This is a genomic window from Massilia phyllosphaerae (assembly GCF_034659755.1).
Lineage (GTDB): Bacteria > Pseudomonadota > Gammaproteobacteria > Burkholderiales > Burkholderiaceae_D > Telluria > Telluria phyllosphaerae.
Window position 1 is genome coordinate 118369 of sequence record NZ_JAXSQX010000009.1, and the last position, 17106, is coordinate 135474.

At 62.7% G+C, this 17106-nt stretch carries 18 protein-coding genes; 11 read left to right on the plus strand and 7 right to left on the minus strand.

Features of this window, described 5'->3' with window-relative positions:
- Positions 1-9: 9 nt before the first annotated feature.
- The gene (locus U1H99_RS27245) at positions 10-786 is read right to left on the minus strand and encodes a head GIN domain-containing protein (protein ID WP_323144770.1); all 777 of its coding nucleotides are present in this window, start codon (positions 784-786) and stop codon (positions 10-12) included.
- Positions 787-968: 182 nt separating this feature from the next.
- Here U1H99_RS27245 and U1H99_RS27250 point away from each other — a divergent pair, with 182 nt between their 5' ends.
- From U1H99_RS27250 to asnB, 3 genes are all read left to right on the plus strand, one after another.
- Complete coding sequence (locus U1H99_RS27250) at positions 969-1676, plus strand: DNA-binding protein (RefSeq protein WP_323144771.1); 708 nt, start codon at positions 969-971, stop codon at positions 1674-1676.
- A 179-nt stretch (positions 1677-1855) separates the two neighbouring features.
- A complete protein-coding gene (locus U1H99_RS27255) occupies positions 1856-2977 on the plus strand; it encodes a type IV pilus twitching motility protein PilT (protein ID WP_323144816.1) in 1122 nt (373 codons plus the stop codon).
- 174 nt (positions 2978-3151) lie between these two features.
- Positions 3152-5071: an asparagine synthase (glutamine-hydrolyzing) gene (asnB, locus tag U1H99_RS27260; RefSeq protein WP_323144772.1), complete on the plus strand. Its 1920-nt coding sequence runs from the start codon at positions 3152-3154 to the stop codon at positions 5069-5071.
- Positions 5072-5149: 78 nt separating this feature from the next.
- On the opposite strand, the gene U1H99_RS27265 is transcribed toward asnB, so the two are convergent.
- The 4 genes from U1H99_RS27265 to U1H99_RS27280 form a co-directional block, all read right to left on the minus strand.
- Entirely contained in the window at positions 5150-6427 is a 1278-nt protein-coding gene (locus tag U1H99_RS27265) for a c-type cytochrome (RefSeq protein WP_323144773.1), read from the minus strand.
- Positions 6424-7221 (minus strand): c-type cytochrome, encoded by a 798-nt coding sequence (locus tag U1H99_RS27270; protein ID WP_323144774.1) that lies wholly within the window; start codon positions 7219-7221, stop codon positions 6424-6426. The genes U1H99_RS27265 and U1H99_RS27270 overlap by 4 nt, the downstream gene beginning before the upstream one ends.
- A gap of 54 nt (positions 7222-7275) precedes the next feature.
- Positions 7276-7632: a c-type cytochrome gene (locus U1H99_RS27275; protein ID WP_323144775.1), complete on the minus strand. Its 357-nt coding sequence runs from the start codon at positions 7630-7632 to the stop codon at positions 7276-7278.
- A 181-nt stretch (positions 7633-7813) separates the two neighbouring features.
- On the minus strand, positions 7814-7954 hold the full coding sequence (locus U1H99_RS27280) for a hypothetical protein (RefSeq protein ID WP_323144776.1): 141 nt from the start codon (positions 7952-7954) through the stop codon (positions 7814-7816).
- 230 nt (positions 7955-8184) lie between these two features.
- Between U1H99_RS27280 and U1H99_RS27285 the strand changes: the two genes are divergently transcribed.
- The 7 genes from U1H99_RS27285 (at position 8185) to U1H99_RS27315 (ending at position 12200) form a co-directional block, all read left to right on the plus strand.
- Positions 8185-8658 carry a hypothetical protein gene (locus U1H99_RS27285; protein WP_323144777.1) on the plus strand — a complete coding sequence of 158 codons (474 nt, stop codon included), beginning with the start codon at positions 8185-8187 and terminating at the stop codon, positions 8656-8658.
- 292 nt (positions 8659-8950) lie between these two features.
- Positions 8951-9319 (plus strand): VOC family protein, encoded by a 369-nt coding sequence (locus U1H99_RS27290; RefSeq protein WP_323144778.1) that lies wholly within the window; start codon positions 8951-8953, stop codon positions 9317-9319.
- A 153-nt stretch (positions 9320-9472) separates the two neighbouring features.
- Positions 9473-9709, plus strand: a complete 237-nt coding sequence (locus U1H99_RS27295) for a hypothetical protein (RefSeq protein ID WP_323144779.1) — start codon at positions 9473-9475, stop codon at positions 9707-9709.
- A 111-nt stretch (positions 9710-9820) separates the two neighbouring features.
- Entirely contained in the window at positions 9821-10279 is a 459-nt protein-coding gene (locus tag U1H99_RS27300; protein ID WP_323144780.1) for a hypothetical protein, read from the plus strand.
- Between the two features lie 80 nt (positions 10280-10359).
- The gene (locus U1H99_RS27305; RefSeq protein WP_323144781.1) at positions 10360-11157 is read left to right on the plus strand and encodes an ATP-grasp domain-containing protein; all 798 of its coding nucleotides are present in this window, start codon (positions 10360-10362) and stop codon (positions 11155-11157) included.
- A 160-nt stretch (positions 11158-11317) separates the two neighbouring features.
- The gene (locus U1H99_RS27310) at positions 11318-11674 is read left to right on the plus strand and encodes a hypothetical protein (RefSeq protein ID WP_323144782.1); all 357 of its coding nucleotides are present in this window, start codon (positions 11318-11320) and stop codon (positions 11672-11674) included.
- Positions 11649-12200, plus strand: coding sequence for a DUF7674 family protein (locus U1H99_RS27315; RefSeq protein ID WP_323144783.1), 552 nt, complete (start codon positions 11649-11651; stop codon positions 12198-12200). The genes U1H99_RS27310 and U1H99_RS27315 overlap by 26 nt, the downstream gene beginning before the upstream one ends.
- A gap of 69 nt (positions 12201-12269) precedes the next feature.
- Here U1H99_RS27315 and U1H99_RS27320 read toward each other — a convergent pair whose 3' ends face one another.
- A complete protein-coding gene (locus tag U1H99_RS27320) occupies positions 12270-12923 on the minus strand; it encodes a 3'-5' exonuclease (RefSeq protein WP_323144784.1) in 654 nt (217 codons plus the stop codon).
- Positions 12924-12945: 22 nt separating this feature from the next.
- Positions 12946-13518 carry a ProQ/FINO family protein gene (locus U1H99_RS27325; protein ID WP_375341656.1) on the minus strand — a complete coding sequence of 191 codons (573 nt, stop codon included), beginning with the start codon at positions 13516-13518 and terminating at the stop codon, positions 12946-12948.
- Between the two features lie 608 nt (positions 13519-14126).
- Here U1H99_RS27325 and rpoD point away from each other — a divergent pair.
- Entirely contained in the window at positions 14127-16949 is a 2823-nt protein-coding gene (gene rpoD / locus U1H99_RS27330; RefSeq protein WP_323144786.1) for an RNA polymerase sigma factor RpoD, read from the plus strand.
- The last annotated feature ends 157 nt before the right edge of the window (positions 16950-17106 follow it).

A 17106-nucleotide genomic window follows, 5' to 3' on the forward strand; every position in this document is an offset into this window, starting at 1 on the left:
GCCCAAGCGTCAGCGCGGGTCGCCGCCGGCACGGTGCACGCCGCCCGAGCCCGCGACCGACTTGCGCACGCGCGGGTCGCCGTAGTACTCGACGTCGCCCGAACCGGCGACCGACACGTTCAGCTCGTTGCGCGCCCACACCTTGGCGTCGCCCGAACCGGCGATGTTCACCTTGACGTCGTCGCTGCGCACGCGCGCCAGGTCGACGTCGCCCGAGCCGGCGATCGACAGCGACAGGCTGCGCACGCTGCCCTCGTCGACCCGCAGGTCGCCGCTGCCGCTGACGTTGGCGCGCAGGTCGGCGCCTTCCGCCTTGCGCACATTGACGTCGCCCGAACCGCCGATGGCGATCTGCATGCGGTCGCCGCGCACCGCGTCGGCGTCGATGTCGCCGGAGCCGGACACCGACAGCCGCTCGATTTCGCGCGCCTGGACGATGAACTTCAGGTTGCGCGTCTTCGGCATCATGTGGCCCTTGGCGCGGATTTTCAGCGTGCCGTCTTCCACCACGGTCTCGATCAGCGGCAGCAGGTTGGCGTCGGTCTCGACCGTGATGCCTTCGCGGCTGCCGCTGCGGATCTCGACCTTGCCCGGCAGCGACAGCGCGACGCCGCTGAAAGCCCCCAGCTCGCGCGCCTGGCGCTGCACGTTGCCGTTACCCTGCACCTGTTCTCCCTTGCTCCAGTCCCAGTCGCGGGCCTGGATGGCAGGGAGGGCAAAAGCGGCACCGAGGGCGAGGACGCAGGCGGCGGCGAGCAGGCGGCAGTTCGGGCGGGTCGTGTTCATCTTGTTATCTCCGTGAAAAGTGGCTGGACGTTTGCATCCTAGGCAAACGGCCCGGTGCATGCGCGGACTTTGCGACGAAGTGCGCAATTGCCACACCAGAGTGCCGCCGGCTGGAGCGAACGGTACGCCGTCCAGTATGATACGAGCCTTCCGATTTACCCTTGATGGATTAGAGAACAGACATGGCAGCCGAAGAAGTGACATTCGACCAGGTGGCAAAAGCGGCAAGCGGGCTGCGGGACGCGGGCGAGGCGGTGACGCTAGACGCGGTGCGCGCGGCACTCGACGCCGACGGCGTGCAGGCGACGGCGGGCGCCGTCTACAAGCACCTGGCCGACTGGCGCGCGGCGCATGTGCCGGCCCCGTCAGCCCCCGCGGCGGAACTGCCGCCGGCACTGCTGGCGGGCCTGGCCGACTGGGCGCGCCAGTTCGCGCACGAGGCCGGCGCCGCCGACCGCGAAGCGCTGGCCCGCGCCGGCGACGACATGCAGTCCCTGATCGACGCCGGCGACGAACTGGAAGCCGCGCGCGCCGAACTCAGCGGCCAGGTGGCGGCGGCGTCGGCCGAACGCGACGACATGCTGGCCCAGCTGGCCGACCGCGACGAAACGATCGAGCGCCTGACGGCCGAGCTGAGCAACGCCAAGCAGGTGGCGATGGATGCGCTGGTCGGCAAGGCCAAGGACCAGCTGGCGATCGAAGGCAAGGACGCCCAGCTGGCCGACCTGCGTGCCCAGATCGAACGCAACGTGACGGCCGCTGCGGCGCTGTCCGATGCGCGCCTGGCGGCCGAGATGGAACTGGTCGGCGCGGCGACCGCGCGCGACAGCCTGGCGGCGGAACTCAGGGATGTGCGGGCGCAGCTGGATGTGCTGCGCAACCGGCGCTGAGCTTGCCGCGGCATCAAGCTTACCTGTAGCTAGCATTCGATGGCCGTCGTCCCTGCCTTCGGGAACGACGTTCGGTTGTCAATTTGCCACAGCGGTATCGAAAAAATATCTTTCCAAGTGGAACTTTGTGTTGGCGCTGGTTTTATAATTAATGCATCGCCTGTTTCAGCCCTTGCATGATGGAATATCACCAGTCCTCGCAGATTCCCACCCTGTCGTACGTCGAAAACGAAGACCATCCGGTGTTCGGCACCCTGGTCGAGCAGATCCTGCATCTGCTGAATTCGAAGCTGGTATTTTCCGACGTCATCATCCACCAGAACAGTCCCTTGATGCTGCGCCAGCCGAAGGGGCTGGTGGCGGTGACCGATTCGCCGATCACCCGCGAAGAACTGGAAGAATTCTTCGACGTCATCGAGCCGAACTGGGCCGAGCGCATCGCCGACCGCGCCTTCGACCGCTCGATCGACCTGCACACGGCGCGTATCCGCGCCAACTGCTTCAGCTTCCAGGGAAAGAAGCGCCTCGGCTGCGTGATCCGTCGTTTCCCGAAGGAGCCGCTAGGGCTGCATGAGCTCGGCCTGCATGCCGACGAACTCGAATTCGCGCGCCTGACCAGCGGCCTGGTCCTGATCATCGGCGACACCTGCCAGGGCAAGTCGACCACGATCGCGTCGATGCTCGACGAGATCAACAAGCGGCGCTCGGGCCACATCATCACCATCGAAGACCCGGTCGAGACCCTGATCCCGCAGCGCAAGTGCATCATCACCCAGCGCGAGGTCGGCCTCGACGGCGACGTCGAGAGCTATTACCTCGGTGCGCTGGATGCCTTGCGCGAACGGCCCGACGTGATCGTGATCGGCGAGATCCGCGACGCCCAGACCGCCCAGGAAGCGCTGGCCCTGGCCGAGTCCGGCCCGCTGGTGCTGGCCACGCTGCACGCGCGCTCGACCGAGCTCGGCCTGCAAAAGATGCTGCGCCTGCTGGGCAATTCCGACGCCCAGGGCCAGGCGCTGGCGCATGCGCTGCGCGGCGTGCTGTGCCAGGCGCTGCTGCCGTCGAAGCAGGGCAACCGGTATCACCTCGCGACGGAATGCCTGAGCCTGAATCCGGCGGTGGCGGCGATGATCGAGCAGGGCGACCTGGGCGCCATCCGCACCCACATGAACGCCGGCCATGCGCCCGGCTGCCATACGATGAACAGCGTGCTGGAAGCGCTGCTGGCGGCGCACAAGGTGGGCGTCGACGATGCGCGCGCGGCCACCACGGATCGGATTGGATTCGCTGAAATGGTGTGAGGGAAATAGCCCTCAGGTAGCCCTTAAAGGTACTCTTCACGGTGCTTTCCCACTTTTCTTGATGCCTTCGCGCTGGCGCAATACCGGCGCTTGTCGCGTGCCTCAACATCTGCCGGGTGTGCGCCAGAACACGGCACCGTTCGCGCATGCCTTCAAGAAAAGGAGATGCGTGCAATGTGCGGAATCAGTGGGATTGTCAACAAGAACGCCTCGGCCGTGAGTCCCGGCGCGATCAAGGGCATCAACGATCTGATCGCCCACCGCGGCCCGGACGACGAAGGTTTTTTCCTTGGCGGGCACTTCGCACTCGGGCACCGGCGCCTGTCGATCCTCGACCTGTCGCCGGACGGGCACCAGCCGATGCACTACCAGGACAGGTACGTCATCACCTTCAACGGCGAGATCTACAATTACCTCGAGATCCGCGAAGAATTGCTGCAGGACGGCTACCGCTTCGTGTCGAAGACCGACACCGAAGTCATCCTTTGCGCCTACGACAAATGGGGGCCGGCCTGTGTCGAGCGCTTCAACGGCATGTGGGGCTTCTGCCTGTACGACCGTGAAAAGCAGGTCCTGTTCTGCAGCCGCGATCGCTTCGGCGTGAAGCCCTTCTATTACGCGGATACGCCGCAGAAATTCATCTTCGGTTCCGAAATCAAGCAGGTGCTGGCCGGCCGCGGCGGCCCTGCCGTGGCCAACATGGGCGCGGTACGCGACTTCCTGATCGAAGGCTATTCCGACCACACGCACGAAACCTTCTTCGAAGGCGTGGTCGCGCTGCCGGCCGGCCATAACCTGGTGTATTCGCTGGCGAACCACAGCGCCGAGCTGTCGCGCTATTACACGCTGGCCGCGCCACCCGAGGTCGAAGCGCTCGACGAACCCTCGGCCATCGCACGCTTCCGTGCAGAACTGAAGCGCTCGATCGGCTACCGGCTGCGCTCGGACGTCAAGGTCGGCACCTGCCTCAGCGGCGGGCTGGACAGCTCCAGCATCGCCAGCCTGTCGGCCGCGCTGTACCACGAAGCCAGCCCCGACCGCTTCCAGGCGATCCACGCCAACAGCGGCATCGACGAGATTGACGAAAGCGCCTACGCGCGCGAAGTCGCCAAGGCCGGCGGGATCGACCTGTTCGTCATCGAGCCCAGTGCCGACGAATTCATTCGGGCCATCGACGAGGTCGTGTACTGCCAGGAAGAGCCGTTTGCCGCGCCGTCGATCTTCATGCAGTATTTCGTGTTCAAGAAGGCAAAGGAAATCGGCTGCAAGGTGATGCTGGACGGGCAGGGCGGCGACGAGACCCTGCTCGGCTACGAACGCTACTACGCGGCCTACCTGCATTCGCTGCCCTGGCGCGACGCCATCGGCGAACTGTTCGTGATGCGCAATCACTCCAAGCTGTCGCTATCCGAACTGCTCGGCAACTTCATGTATTTTTCGATCTCGCGCCTGCGCATCTGGCGCCTGCGCCGCAAGTTCGCCTACATCAAGCCCGAATACCTGCTGCAGTTCCCGAACATCCGCAAGCTGAGCAAGGGCTACCGCGACATCCGCGCCATGCAGAAGCTGGAAATCGAAAGCTTCCAGCTGCCGCACCTGCTGCGCTACGAAGACCGCAATTCGATGCGCCACTCGATCGAGGCGCGCCTGCCTTTCCTCGACTACAAGCTGGTCGAAGCCGCCTTCGGCATGAACAACCATTTCAAGATCAAGGACGGCTGGACCAAGCACGTGCTGCGGGTCGCGATGGAAGGCCTGGTGCCGAAGAATATCCTGTGGCGCAAGGTCAAGCTGGGTTTCGAAGCGCCGGCGGACGCCTGGATCAAGGCGGCCAGCGCCAGCATGCGAGCGACCATCGGCGGCTCCGCCATCGTGGCCGGCATGTGCAAGGAAGCACTCAACTTCGACAAGATCGACAAGGTGACCTTCTGGAAGCTCTACAGCATCGCCAAATGGGAAGCCGTGTATTCGGTGCATGCGTCCAGGATCCCGGACGAAGTCCGCGCCGCCAGGCCGGCGCAGAGCGGAGCGTTTGCGCACCGTACCCCGACCGCGCCCTCGGCGGTGCAGGTGCGCAGCGGCCGGTTCGATTGACGCGGCCATGCAGTTGGTGCCGCTGCCGGTTGCTGTCCGCGCCGGCGCCGGCACCCTCGCTCGCGCCGGCTGGCACCGTCAGTCCAGCGGCACCGCGCGATAGCGGTTGACCTGCGCCGCCGTCACTTCGGGCGCGGCATTGCCCCAGCTGGCGCGGACGTAACTGATCACCGCGGCGGCTTCGGTATCGTTCAGCACCAGGCTGAAGGGCGGCATGCCGTAGGGCCGTGGGTTGCCCGCGGTCGACGGCGGAAAGCCGCCGCTGAGCACGATGCGGATCGCGTTGACCGGCTCCGCCATCGTCAGCGCGCGGTTGCCGGCCAGCGGTGGATAGATATTGCCGTTGCCGCGGCCGTTGGCGCCGTGGCAGTCGGCGCAGTGTGTCTCGTACAACTGGCCGCCGAGCTTCATCGCCGCTTCGTTCGGCGGCGCGGCCGGGGCCGCCTCTTCGCGGTCCGCGGGTAGCGATTTCAGGTACACCGCAATGGCGCGCAGGTCGGGTTCGGACAGGTGCTGCAGGCTTTGCTGGACCACTTCGGCCATCGGCCCGAACACGGCACCCTGGGGCGAGACCCCGGTGCGCAGCAGCTGCACGATGTGCGGCACTTCCCACTCCCCCAGTCCCGCTTCGCTGCCCGACGTCAGCGATGGCGCGTACCAGCCGCTGACCGGGATCAGTCCGCCGGACAGGCCACCGCCGCTGCCGCCCAGCAGGTTGCGCGTGCTGTGGCAGGCGCTGCAATGGCCCAGGCCTTCGACCAGGTAGGCCCCGCGGTTCCACGCCGCCGGCCGGGCCTGGTCGACAGGCTGGACGCCGGGGCGGAAGTACAGCAGGCGCCAGCCAGCCAGGGCCAGCTGGCTATCGTACGGAAAACGCAGCGCGTGCGGCCGGTTCGGCTGGCGCACCGGGGGCAGGCTGCGCAGCCAGGCGAACAGGGCATCCGCATCATCGCGCGTGACCCGGGTGGTGTGGGTGTAGGGAAAGGCAGGATACAGCAGGCGCCCGTCGCGGCCGATGCCATTGTGCAGCGCGTTCCAGAAATCGTCGGCGCTCCAGGCACCGAGGCCGGTGGCTTGATCCGGTGTCAGGTTGGGGCCGTACAGGCGGCCGAACGGGGTGTCGAGCGCGCGGCCACCGGCATAGGCCGCGCCGCCGCGCGCGGTATGGCAGCCGATGCAGTCGCCGGCGCGCGCCAGGTAGGCGCCGCGGGCGATGTTGTCAGGCGTAGGTGCCCAGGCCTGGGGCGAGCGCGCCGGAATGAATTCGGCGCGCGGCCAGGCAGCCACGGCCCAGGCGGCCAGGGCCAGCAGCAGCGCCAGCAGCACGATGCCCAGCCGTGCGAAGATGCGCCTCATCGCGCCTGCTCGCGCGCCTGGGTGGACGCAGCCTGCTGCGCGCTGCCGCAGGCCAGCGGCAAGGGCTGCGGACCGGCCGCTTGCGGGGCCGGGTCCGCCGGCTGCGGTTCGCTCGCCAGCCAGGCCGAGACCGCGGCGACGTCGGCCAGCGACAGGCGCGTTGCGATCGTCCCCATGCAGTCGGGCGCGTGGGCACGGCGGCTGCCGTTGCGCCAGGCCCCGAACTGGGCGTTGATGTAGTCGCGCGGCAGCCCGAGCAGGCCGGGAATGGCGGGCAGAGTGCCGGTCAGGCGATGGCCGTGGCAGGCGATGCAGGCCGGCACCTTCAGCGCGGTGTCGCCCTGCTTCACCAGGTGGTGGCCGCGCGCCAGTTCGGCCGTCGGCAAGCCGGCGCGGTCGAGCGGTGCGGCCGCCAGGTGCTGCGCCGCGAAGTAGTCGGCGATCTCGCGCAGGTAATCGTCGGACAGCGGCGTGACCATCCAGGTCATCAGCGGATACTGGCGCCGGCCTTCGCGGAAGTTGAGCAACTGGTGATACAGGTAGCCGGCGGGCTTACCGGCGATGCGCGGGAAATAACGGGGTTCGTCACGCGGCGGCGGCTTGCCGGGGTCGCCGTGGCACGAGGTGCAGGCCACGAGGCGCTGGGCCAGCGTATCCGGTACCGGAGCTGATACGGGAGCAGGTGCGTGGGCAGATGCGGACGTCGGCTGACCCGCAGCCGTCGCGGCCGGTAATAGGCTTGGGCTCAGGCAATACAGCAGGACGATCGGCGCACATCGAAACGCAGCCCGCATGGCGACTCCCGGAATGGCGGAGTTCGCATCATACTTTGTTTTGTTGCAATGTGGTCAATGCGCGTCCTGGAAACTGCGCAGGTAGGCCAGCAGCGCCTGCATCTCGTGGTCATTGCCGATGCCCCAGAAGCGCATCCTGGTGCCGGGCATCGCCTGGTCCGGATTGGCCAGGAAGTGGGCCAGCGTCTGCTCGTCCCAGACGATGCCGGATGCCTTCATGGCGGGCGAATAGGCGAAGTCGGCGGTGGACCCGGCACGGCGTCCGAACAGGCCGTTCAACTGCGGGCCGAAGCCGCCGCGGGCATTGGCACCGACCTGATGGCAGGAGGCGCATTGGCGGAACACGGCGGCACCGTCGACTGGCTTGTCGGCGCGCGAGCAGCCTTGCACTGCGGTCAGGAGTACGAACAAGGGAAGCAGAGGGTAGACAAGGAAGTGCGGCGCTTTCATCCCGCCAGTATAAAACGGGGTGGAAAGTCCGTTAGCTAGTTTGGAGCGGCCGATAAAACGCTGTTGTTGTCCTGGAGGTAACAGAGGCGTACACGGATCCGTTCGGCGACGCCTCTGGAATAAGCCAGTTGGAACTATCCGCTTAGCGGGCGCGCGACGCGCGGCGGCGGCGCGCCAGCAGACGCTCAAGTTCGAGCCTCTGTTCCATCGTTTCCTGAATGAGAATCTCGGCGGACCGGGAATCGCCGATGATGAATTTCCATAATGCCTGCAGCCGTTTCATAATCGCCCGATGTGGTTCACAACAAAAGTCGCGATCTTATTTCCTTTAGGCATTACGAATCGGTGCGTCAACGCACATTAAGATGATAGTAAGAAATATTTGTTCGTCATTGTTGTCCTCACGCCCGGTGGGCACGGTCTTGGATTCAACTAGTGAACGCAACACGCCAAGACAAACAGAGGAGTGGAACAGCAATGAGCGCTACAACGCAGCGGGATCGAGCGGTGGGCTTGGCAAAGTCGCGCCCGGCTGAAGCACTTAAGCAAGCTCGTCAGATTGACGACCCATGGTTTCGCGCACAGGCGTTGACTTGGGTTGCACGATTTGCAGACATTGATGTCATCAGAATCTCGGCGGAAGCAGCGAGAGCTGCGGCTGAAGGTCGCGACAAGTATCAACAGTGTGCAGTCTGCGCATGGGAAATTGTTGCGCTTGCTGAACGAGAGTACCAATCCGAAGCCAGCAAACGTCTTCGCGAAGCCCTGAACCTCGCCAAACACGTGGAGCCTGTCGCTTCTCGAGGCGAAGCGCTTTTTCTCCTTCTGCAGGCCGGCGCAAGGATCGCTCCTGACGATGCGGAAGACGTGTACGACATGCTGAAGAACTTATGCGGCGCAGAGGGACATTGGCGGTGTCAACGTGCAGTACGGAAAGCAGCGAAGATAATGTCTGGGGAATTGCAACCTCGCCCATTCTTTTGGTGACGCAAGACTGTGTGCGTTCGAGCGCAACGTACGCAATAGCGCGGTTGCTGCTTATCGTGACCGTTCGTGACTTTCCCGCTCAGTCAACCTGTTATGCTGTGTTGAACGGCCAGTCCGGCCTTGTGACTGGAATGGCTGGGATCGCTTTTATGGTTGCCGCGCTGGCCTATCGCGCGAAAAAGGCGGAATTTTAGGTCAGGAAGTGCCTTATCACATCTCCAGTTCGGCTCGCAAGTGAACTCAGCCGGACGACCGCAATCGGCCAGAAGCAGACTTATCAAACAAGGAAAATATGCTGCATCACCTGTCTATAGCCGTTTCTGATCTCGACCGAGCCTCTGCTTTCTACGACGCGGTTTTAAAACCATTGGGGTATGCCCAAGTCTTTGCTGACGACGAGGCTGTGGGCTACGGGTATGAAGGTGGTGGCGATAAACTGTGCCTGAAACTTGCAAAGCACGTGATGATTCCTGGAGAAGGCTTTCACTTGGCCTTCACCGCCACGGAGCCTAATCAAGTGCACGAATTCCATGCCGCTGCGCTGCGCCACGGTGGACGGTGCAATGGCGCACCAGGGCCTCGGCCAGAATATGGCGATAGCTACTATGCAGCCTTCGTCTTTGATCCCGAGGGGTATCGGATTGAAGCGGTCATCAACTGAACTGCCTAATAGCCGTATCGCGAATGACCGCAATGGGTCGGGCGCTGCCGTACACTGGATGGCCGAGTTCGGCCAGAAGTAGAGGTTCATCCTGGCATTCCGATGGCGTCGATCGTACTAGATAATTTCATCAAGCAAATAGAAAGAAGATTTATGATCGACAGCGTCTTGTTGGCTCGTGCGCTTTTTTCTTGCTGTGTTCTTGTGGCCGTAACTGGAGGCGTGGCCAGTTTTCTTCTGCTCCCCGGGAAGAGACGCTTTTTCAAACTCTTCTATTCGCATCCAAAAACTGACTTCACTGGCATAGGGTGGCAGCTTCGACAAGCATCGCTATTCTTCACTTATCTGGCCTTCGCAATCGCTGTCATTTTTTGGATTCTGAAAAAATGAGCGACCTTGACGCCAGTGTGCATCCGCTTTGGGGCGAAAGTGGACGCTACCGTAAGGCTGCTAACGGCCAGAATCAGACGTTCATGCAAACCGCAACGACAAGGAAAGATCATGCGTGACGAGGACATCGTGCGGGCGAATTTCTGGAACGAGTCGACAGGGAACTGCGATTGCTGCGGTAAGCAATCGAAGACTATCTGGGGGGATTTAACGGACTCTTATGGAGCGAAGGCTGTCTATTTTGTGCAGTGGACAGTTGACGAGCCAGGCCATATGCCGAATTTCGACATGGTCATTGGGCCATGGGGAGATGGAACTTCCCCAGCTGACCGTGTGTTGGTTTCCTTGTTATACCAGCCTCGTTCAGGTGGTGAAGCGTTCATGCTGGCTGACGGCAAAGGACGGCGTGCGGATGACCGCAGCCTTTGTGACCGAGCACTTGAGCGAGCGGATGTGATCGGTACCACGTTAGCAAATCAAGTGTTTTCGCTAGTCGATTCGCTCTGGCTGACAGAACCACGGATAGAAGGAGTTCGGGCTTTGGACAACCTCGCCCATCCAAGCAGTTGAGCGTCGGCTTCGAGTCGGAAGCGGACTTGGCCTTATGTCCGCAATCGGCGCAATTTCTTATAATACTTCGCTGAAGATTTATGAAAACGAAATGGTTAGTCCAAACAAACGTACTTGGCGACTCACCAACGAAGGATCAGCTTCGCGAAGCTTGCAACGCTGAGGGGCTGGAGTTCATCGGGTTTGCTCATCCACCGGGAAGCCGATGTGAGCCAAGCATCGCGGTCGAACATGCCAAGGGACCAATTGTTTTCCACGCGCGATCATCGGCGCTTCTTGGCGCGTTAGGCACAATTTGGTCATCAGGTGTATTTTTTTCGCCTGAGAGTTTTTGCCATGAGGCATATGCTGCTCACTATGGGAGCGATTACATTAACCATCAGGCTATAGTCGTTTCGTGGGATGAGCTTGTGGGCACCCGCGGAACACGCGATGAGCATCTGTTCATAAAACCAGTTGACGACTACAAAGGGTTCACCGGGCAGTCCCTCAGCGCGCGTTCGCTCGCATCTTATTTTGAGCAACTGTGCAGCCGAAATCCGCAGATCACACGTGCCACGGAGGTGGTTGTCGGGCCTGCCATCGAAGTCGACGCTGAGTGGCGTTTCTTCATTGTCGGCAATGAAGTAGTTAGTGCGAGCATGTACCGTCCGGTTGGCGATCCAAGTGTACCTAAGCCAGTTGTGGACTTTGCTCAAGCGCTGGCCCGCGGTTGGTCCCCAGCACAGGTATATGTTTTGGACATTGGCAAAGCGAATGGGCGCCTAAGCGTTATAGAATGCAATTGCTTCAACGCAAGCCGGTTCTATTGCGCCGACATCAGACGCGTCGTCAATGCAGTTTCAGAATTTCAACAAAAACAGTATTTTATAGGCTGACGCTTCGGCTAAGCTTGGCAAGGATGAATCGATCGGACAACTGCCATATCTTAACGAGTATTTCAATAGCGCCGTTTCAAAGTTTCAGCTTGCAGGGGGCAGGATCATAGAGTGAAGCAAACCGAGGTCTGTTCCGAACCTGTCGAGGAACATCTGCTGCATGAAGAAATTTCGCCATCATGCGTATTTTGCGAAGCCAAAGGTCGTACAGACCTATCGCTTCCCATTCGTCTGTCTTTCCTGCCGCAAGTCGTTCAAGTTTCCTGCGGCTTTACGTGAGCGTCACTGTCCGCAATGTGCAGGGCCGATGGTCATGTTGAGTCGGAAGTTCTCGGCGCCGAAATGCAAGAATCTGGCGCAATGGGCAAAGGTTCGATTCCTCATCGAACATGGATTTCGTTTTTACCCTGTTTTCGATCCTTGCGCAGGCGGCATGCTCACCGCCATGTATCCTGACACGCTGGAACAGGCGAGGTGGTTTGTGCAGCGCTATGCTTCTCAGCGGGCACGACAATGAGCCGATCTCCCGTCCCCAACCGTCGATCTTCATACGGATAAGGGCAATACAATTGCCGGCAAGCGGCCAGGAGCAGGCGTTCGTCAAGCGTCACGGACAGTGCGAATACAGTTCACCTATCGCCAGATTGATGACTCCAAAAAATTCCAATAGTTTGTTTGTCGCGGCACTTCGCTCGCGATTTCCAGAAGAAGCAGCCCTGACTGATCATTGGCTTAGGGAAAGGGGATGGGAACCCAACGATGACAATACAGCGCTCAACTGGGTCGAAGCGTTCGCTGACAGGACCACCGAAGCCGTCAAGCGCAGGGATGCTGAAGCGGTCCAGGCACAAACGGACTTTATCGCTGCCGCCTATCGTGCCGAACCCGGTGCATTGCGTACCATTGTCGATGTCTCGTACGCCGAAAACCTGATGTGGGATGCCAGCGCCTTTGACAAACAGTGGGCCTGGAAATATATTGCGGCAGAAATCCAGCAACTTTTTGCCGAGATATGGGGCGACCCCACCAGCGGTCAGGACTAATGGTTCGAAGCGGACATAAACGACCTCTATAGCGTGCGCAACTACGTCAACGATGTCGCCTGCGCCCTGTCAGTCTTTCGGCAGCGTGGCCCGGACAACTGCCGGCGCCGCCGGCTGCGCCCGCCAGTGACGGTAGATGCGCAGCGCCACGTGGGCATCGTCCGCCGCGTACAGGATCTGCTTGTCGCTCAGGCGCGGCAGCGACCAGTTGGTGGTGGTGATCTTGCGCGACTTCTGCAGGCGCTGGCCGAAGAAGCGCTCGACCGCGGTCTTCGCGCCCCAGGCATTGCGCTCGCCGCGGCGCAGGGCAGTGGAGAGGTCGAGCACGTTGCGGGTGTCGATGCCGAGCTTGGCGCGCAGGCGGCGCAGGTCGTCGCCGAGGCCGAAGCCAACTTTCAGGATCGTTTCCGATTCCAGTATGGCGCGCAATACCGGCACGATGTGCGCGCAGGACGGCTCCGGCTCGCCGTTCGCCGGCGCACGCACGCCGGCAATCTGGAACAGCCAGGCGTGCTCGTCGGTCGCCAACTGCACCAGGTGCGGGCCGGTCGAGACCTCGCCTTTCTGGAAGGTCGGCTTCGATTCGGTATCGAAGCCGACCGTGTCGGACGCCGCCAGCGCCGCCAGGGCGGCGTCGGCATCGGCGCGCGTGCGCACCAGGCGCACGTCAGCGAGCTGCAGGCCTTGGTAGGGTGGCAGCGCGTCGTCCAGGGCTTCGCTCATGGGCGCGATTGTCCTGACTGGTTTAGCGGCGCGAGAATTTCGACGCCAGCTGTTCCAGCTTTTCCTGGCGCTTGCGGTCGGCTTCTTCCTTGACGGCCAGTTCGCGTTCGGCCTTCTTGCGCTCGGCTTCTTTCTTGAAGCGTTCCTGCAGCAGTTCCTTGGCGTGCTGGCGGTGGGTGTCGGTGACTTCGGCGCCCGGATTGCCGTCGAGGTCGTAACGCACGGTGGCCTTTTCCATCGCGCGCAGGTAGCGCATCGAGCCGGTATGGATGCCGAGCGCGGCGCGCATGGTCTTGCGGTTCAGGCCGGGCATCTTGGCCAGCACCTGCTTGTCGATGCCGATCGCGAGCGGCAGGCACTCGCGGAAGGCCTTGAACTGTTGCTGCAACTGCTTCAGCAGGGCGCGCGGGGTTTGCGCTTCGGCGGCCGGTGCGTCGGCGGCCGGTGCCTCGGCGCCCGGCTGCGGGGCGGACCCGGCGTCGAGCTGCGGTGCGGAAGTGCCGGTATCAGTGGCACCGGTATCGGACGTCGGGGTAGGGGACGTACCGGTTGCTGCGTTTTCGGTGGCCTCGTTGGACTCGGCGACAGGACTCATCGTATTCATTGACTTCATGGTAAGAACAAGAAGCGGAAGGATAGCATGGCCGGCGCTCCGTTGTGCCGCTCAGCCGTGTCATAGAAGGTTTTTTAGCGGAAATGACCACCATTTCTCATCCAGCGAACGGGCACGGGGCCGGGAAATCGTGTATGATCCGCCCCTTTGCTTGCGTCGGACTTGCGCCGACGCAGACTGGCCGGGGGGGCGAAGAGCGGGCAGGGGAAGTATGCGAAATTCTTATATCCCTTATCGGATATATTAATTGGCAAGTAAACTTTCTCGCATGCATAATGTGCCTGTCTCCTCTATTCTCCTCTGGAAAATAGATTTCAAGCCCGTCGCCTGACGGGCTTTTTTTCGTTCTGACATGCTAGACCGCGATCTCGACATCACCACGTTCCGCCCCAGCCCACCGGCCCTGTCCGGCGCCGCCCTTTTGCGCGCCGAAGGCGGACCGGCCGGTGCGATGCCGCGGGGTGCTTGATTTTCGGCCTAATCGCCCTTAGGTAGGGCCATCCCGTTATCCCTTCCCAAGGCCCGCGTTGCGGGCCCGGTGGATTATTGACTTCGCAGGCGCGCACTTCGCCTCGACTGGAGAAAGTTTTATGAAAAACACCGCCAAGACCTTGACACTGACAGCGAAGAAAGCGCCGGCGAAAAGCACGGCCCAGCTGTCCGTGCCGAAAACCGCGACCTCCTACTTCCTCGAAACGGAAGTGGCGGCCGGCGCGCCGGCGGCCAAGGTGACGGTGGTTAAAACGCGTTCGCGCCTGGCGTCGCTGAAGGCGGCCCAGGCCGAGCAGGCGAACGAGGCAGCGCAAGCGGCGCAACTCGAGCCGGAACAATTCGACCAGGCCGCGGCGGCAGGTGCCGAAGCGGCCGACGCGGTCGCGCCGGTGCTGGCCGCAACCGAATCCAGCCTGCCTGCCGACGAAGTCGACACCGTGGCCGACCCGGTCGCCGCGCCGGCCCCGGCCGCATCGATCCCGGCCCCGGCCGCCGCAGCCGCCGCCCCGGAAGTCACCCAGATCGTGACCCCGCACGCGGCCGTGGCCGCCGACGCCTCCGACCCGATCCCGACGCCGACGGCACCCGCCGCGCCGCCGGTGATCGTGCGCAAGCGCGTGTCGAAGCTGGCTGCCCTGAAGCCGGCCGAGCCGGCATCGGCGTCGGTACCTGAGCCGGTCGCACCGGTCGTGGAAGCCGCACCGGCCGCCGCCGAGGCGCCGGCCGCGCGCGTGATCCGTACCCGCACCGCGCGCCGCGTCGAGCCGGGCACCGCCGCCGCATCGAGCGCCCCGACCGGCACCGTCAGCACCACCACCGATGCCGCCGCCCTGGCCGCGATCGACACTTCCGGCTACACGCTGCCGGGCGTGAAGGTACCGGGCCGCCGCGGCCGCAAGCCGAGCGAGTTCACGCCGGAGAACGACGAGATCGCGGCGCTGAACGCGGTCGAGCGCGCCGAACTGAAGGCAGCCTCCAAGCTGCGCGAGCGCAAGGCCAAGGGTATCTCGGGCATCCTCGGTGCCGAGCAGGGTTTCTCCGGCGAAGAGCTGGAAAAGCGCCGCACCCAGCTGAAGAACCTGATCAACATGGGCAAGGAGCGCGGCTACCTGACCCATGCGGAGATCAACGACCACCTGCCGGAAAACATCATCGATCCGGAAGCGATCGAAGGCATCATCGCGACCTTCAACGACATGGGCATCGCCGTCTATGAGCGCGCCCCGGAAGCCGAAATGATGCTGCTGTCGGACGCCGTCGTCACGCCGACCAGCGAAGACGAAGTCGAGGCCGCCGCTGCGACCGCGTTGTCGACCGTCGATTCCGACTTCGGCCGCACCACCGACCCGGTCCGCATGTACATGCGTGAGATGGGCGCGGTGTCGCTGCTGACGCGCGAGGGCGAGATCGCGATCGCCAAGCGTATCGAGGAAGGCCTGAAGGACATGGTGCAGGCGATCTCGGCCTGCCCGGTGACGATTTCGGAAATCATCGCGCTGTCGCACAAGATCGCCAGCGACGAGCTGAAGATCGACGACGTGGTCGACGGTTTCGTCGACCTGAACGAAGGTTCTTCGGCCCCGGCCGCGCCGGCCGCTGCGGCCTCGTCGTCCGATGACGAGGAAGAAGACGAGGTCGAGGAAGAAGAAGAGGAAGAGGGCGAGTCGGGCGGCAGCGCCGCCGCCGGCTATTCGGCCGAACAGCTGGCTGCGCTGCGCAAGAGCGCGCTGGACAAGTTCTCGACCATCGAAAAGCACTTCGACAAGATGGGCCATGCGTTCAAGACCCACGGCTACGGTTCGCTGCAGTACCTGGCGGCCCAGGACGTGATCACGACCGAACTGCTCGGCATCCGCTTCACCGCGAAGATCGTGGAAAAGCTGTGCGACACGCTGCGCGGCCAGATGGACGAAGTGCGTTCGATCGAACGCGCCGTGCTGGACATCTGCGTGAACCGCTGCGGCATGCCGCGCGCCCACTTCATCAAGGTGTTCCCGGGCAATGAGACCGACCTCGAGTGGGTGCAGCGCGAAGTCGACTGCGCGTATCCGTACAGCGCCGTGCTGTCGCGTAACGCGCCGGCGATCATGGAACTGCAGCGCCGCATGATCGACCTGCAGGCACGCGTCGCGCTGCCGCTGGCCGACCTGCGCAAGATCAACAAGCAGATGGCTGCCGGCGAAAAGCGTGCGCGCACGGCGAAGCGCGAAATGACGGTCGCCAACCTGCGCCTGGTGATCTCGATCGCCAAGAAGTACATCAACCGCGGCCTGCAATTCCTCGACCTGATCCAGGAAGGCAACATCGGCCTGCTGAAGGCCGTGGACAAGTTCGAGTACCGCCGTGGTTACAAGTTCTCGACCTATGCGACCTGGTGGATCCGCCAGGCGATCACGCGTTCGATCGCCGACATGGCCCGCACCATCCGCGTGCCGGTGCACATGATCGAGACGATCAACAAGATGAACCGCATCTCGCGCCAGATCATGCAGGAAACCGGCACCGAGCCGGACATGGCGACGCTGGCAGCAAAGATGGAGATGCCGGAATCGAAGGTGCGCGAGATCATGAAGATCGCGAAAGAGCCGATTTCGATGGAAACTCCGATGGGCGAGGACGGCGATTCGCAGCTGGGCGACTTCATCGAGGACAACGCGACCCTGGCGCCGCTGGAAGCCGCGATGCACGCCTCGATGCGCGGCGTGATCAAGGAAGTGCTGGACTCGCTGACCCCGCGCGAAGCCAAGGTGCTGCGCATGCGCTACGGCGTCGAAATGTCGAACGACCACACGCTGGAAGAAGTCGGCAAGCAGTTCGACGTGACCCGCGAGCGTATCCGCCAGATCGAAGCCAAGGCGATGAGCAAGCTGCGCCAGCCGTCGCGTTCGGACAAGCTGAAGACCTTCCTGCAGAATCAGTAAGCGCTGCGCAGCAAGGCTTCGCACCACGTAAAAAATCCCCGGTCCGTCCGGGGATTTTTTTTTGGCCATTTCATTGCACCCGTGATCTTTGGAGAGAATCGCGCAATACGTGTTTCTACGTAATTGTCGTGCAATTGCAAAGGAGAATTGTTTCTAG

Coding starts and splice junctions, on each gene's coding strand:
- asnB (WP_323144772.1), top strand. CDS start 3,152: ATGTGCGGAATCAGTGGGATTGTCAACAAGAACGCCTCGGCCGTGAGT.
- U1H99_RS27245 (WP_323144770.1), bottom strand. CDS start 786: ATGAACACGACCCGCCCGAACTGCCGCCTGCTCGCCGCCGCCTGCGTC.
- U1H99_RS27255 (WP_323144816.1), top strand. CDS start 1,856: ATGGAATATCACCAGTCCTCGCAGATTCCCACCCTGTCGTACGTCGAA.
- U1H99_RS27265 (WP_323144773.1), bottom strand. CDS start 6,427: ATGAGGCGCATCTTCGCACGGCTGGGCATCGTGCTGCTGGCGCTGCTG.
- rpoD (WP_323144786.1), top strand. CDS start 14,127: ATGAAAAACACCGCCAAGACCTTGACACTGACAGCGAAGAAAGCGCCG.
- U1H99_RS27325 (WP_375341656.1), bottom strand. CDS start 13,518: ATGAGTCCTGTCGCCGAGTCCAACGAGGCCACCGAAAACGCAGCAACC.
- U1H99_RS27315 (WP_323144783.1), top strand. CDS start 11,649: ATGCTTCTCAGCGGGCACGACAATGAGCCGATCTCCCGTCCCCAACCG.
- U1H99_RS27305 (WP_323144781.1), top strand. CDS start 10,360: ATGAAAACGAAATGGTTAGTCCAAACAAACGTACTTGGCGACTCACCA.
- U1H99_RS27300 (WP_323144780.1), top strand. CDS start 9,821: ATGCGTGACGAGGACATCGTGCGGGCGAATTTCTGGAACGAGTCGACA.
- U1H99_RS27250 (WP_323144771.1), top strand. CDS start 969: ATGGCAGCCGAAGAAGTGACATTCGACCAGGTGGCAAAAGCGGCAAGC.
- U1H99_RS27295 (WP_323144779.1), top strand. CDS start 9,473: ATGATCGACAGCGTCTTGTTGGCTCGTGCGCTTTTTTCTTGCTGTGTT.
- U1H99_RS27280 (WP_323144776.1), bottom strand. CDS start 7,954: ATGAAACGGCTGCAGGCATTATGGAAATTCATCATCGGCGATTCCCGG.
- U1H99_RS27320 (WP_323144784.1), bottom strand. CDS start 12,923: ATGAGCGAAGCCCTGGACGACGCGCTGCCACCCTACCAAGGCCTGCAG.
- U1H99_RS27310 (WP_323144782.1), top strand. CDS start 11,318: ATGAAGAAATTTCGCCATCATGCGTATTTTGCGAAGCCAAAGGTCGTA.
- U1H99_RS27290 (WP_323144778.1), top strand. CDS start 8,951: ATGCTGCATCACCTGTCTATAGCCGTTTCTGATCTCGACCGAGCCTCT.
- U1H99_RS27270 (WP_323144774.1), bottom strand. CDS start 7,221: ATGCGGGCTGCGTTTCGATGTGCGCCGATCGTCCTGCTGTATTGCCTG.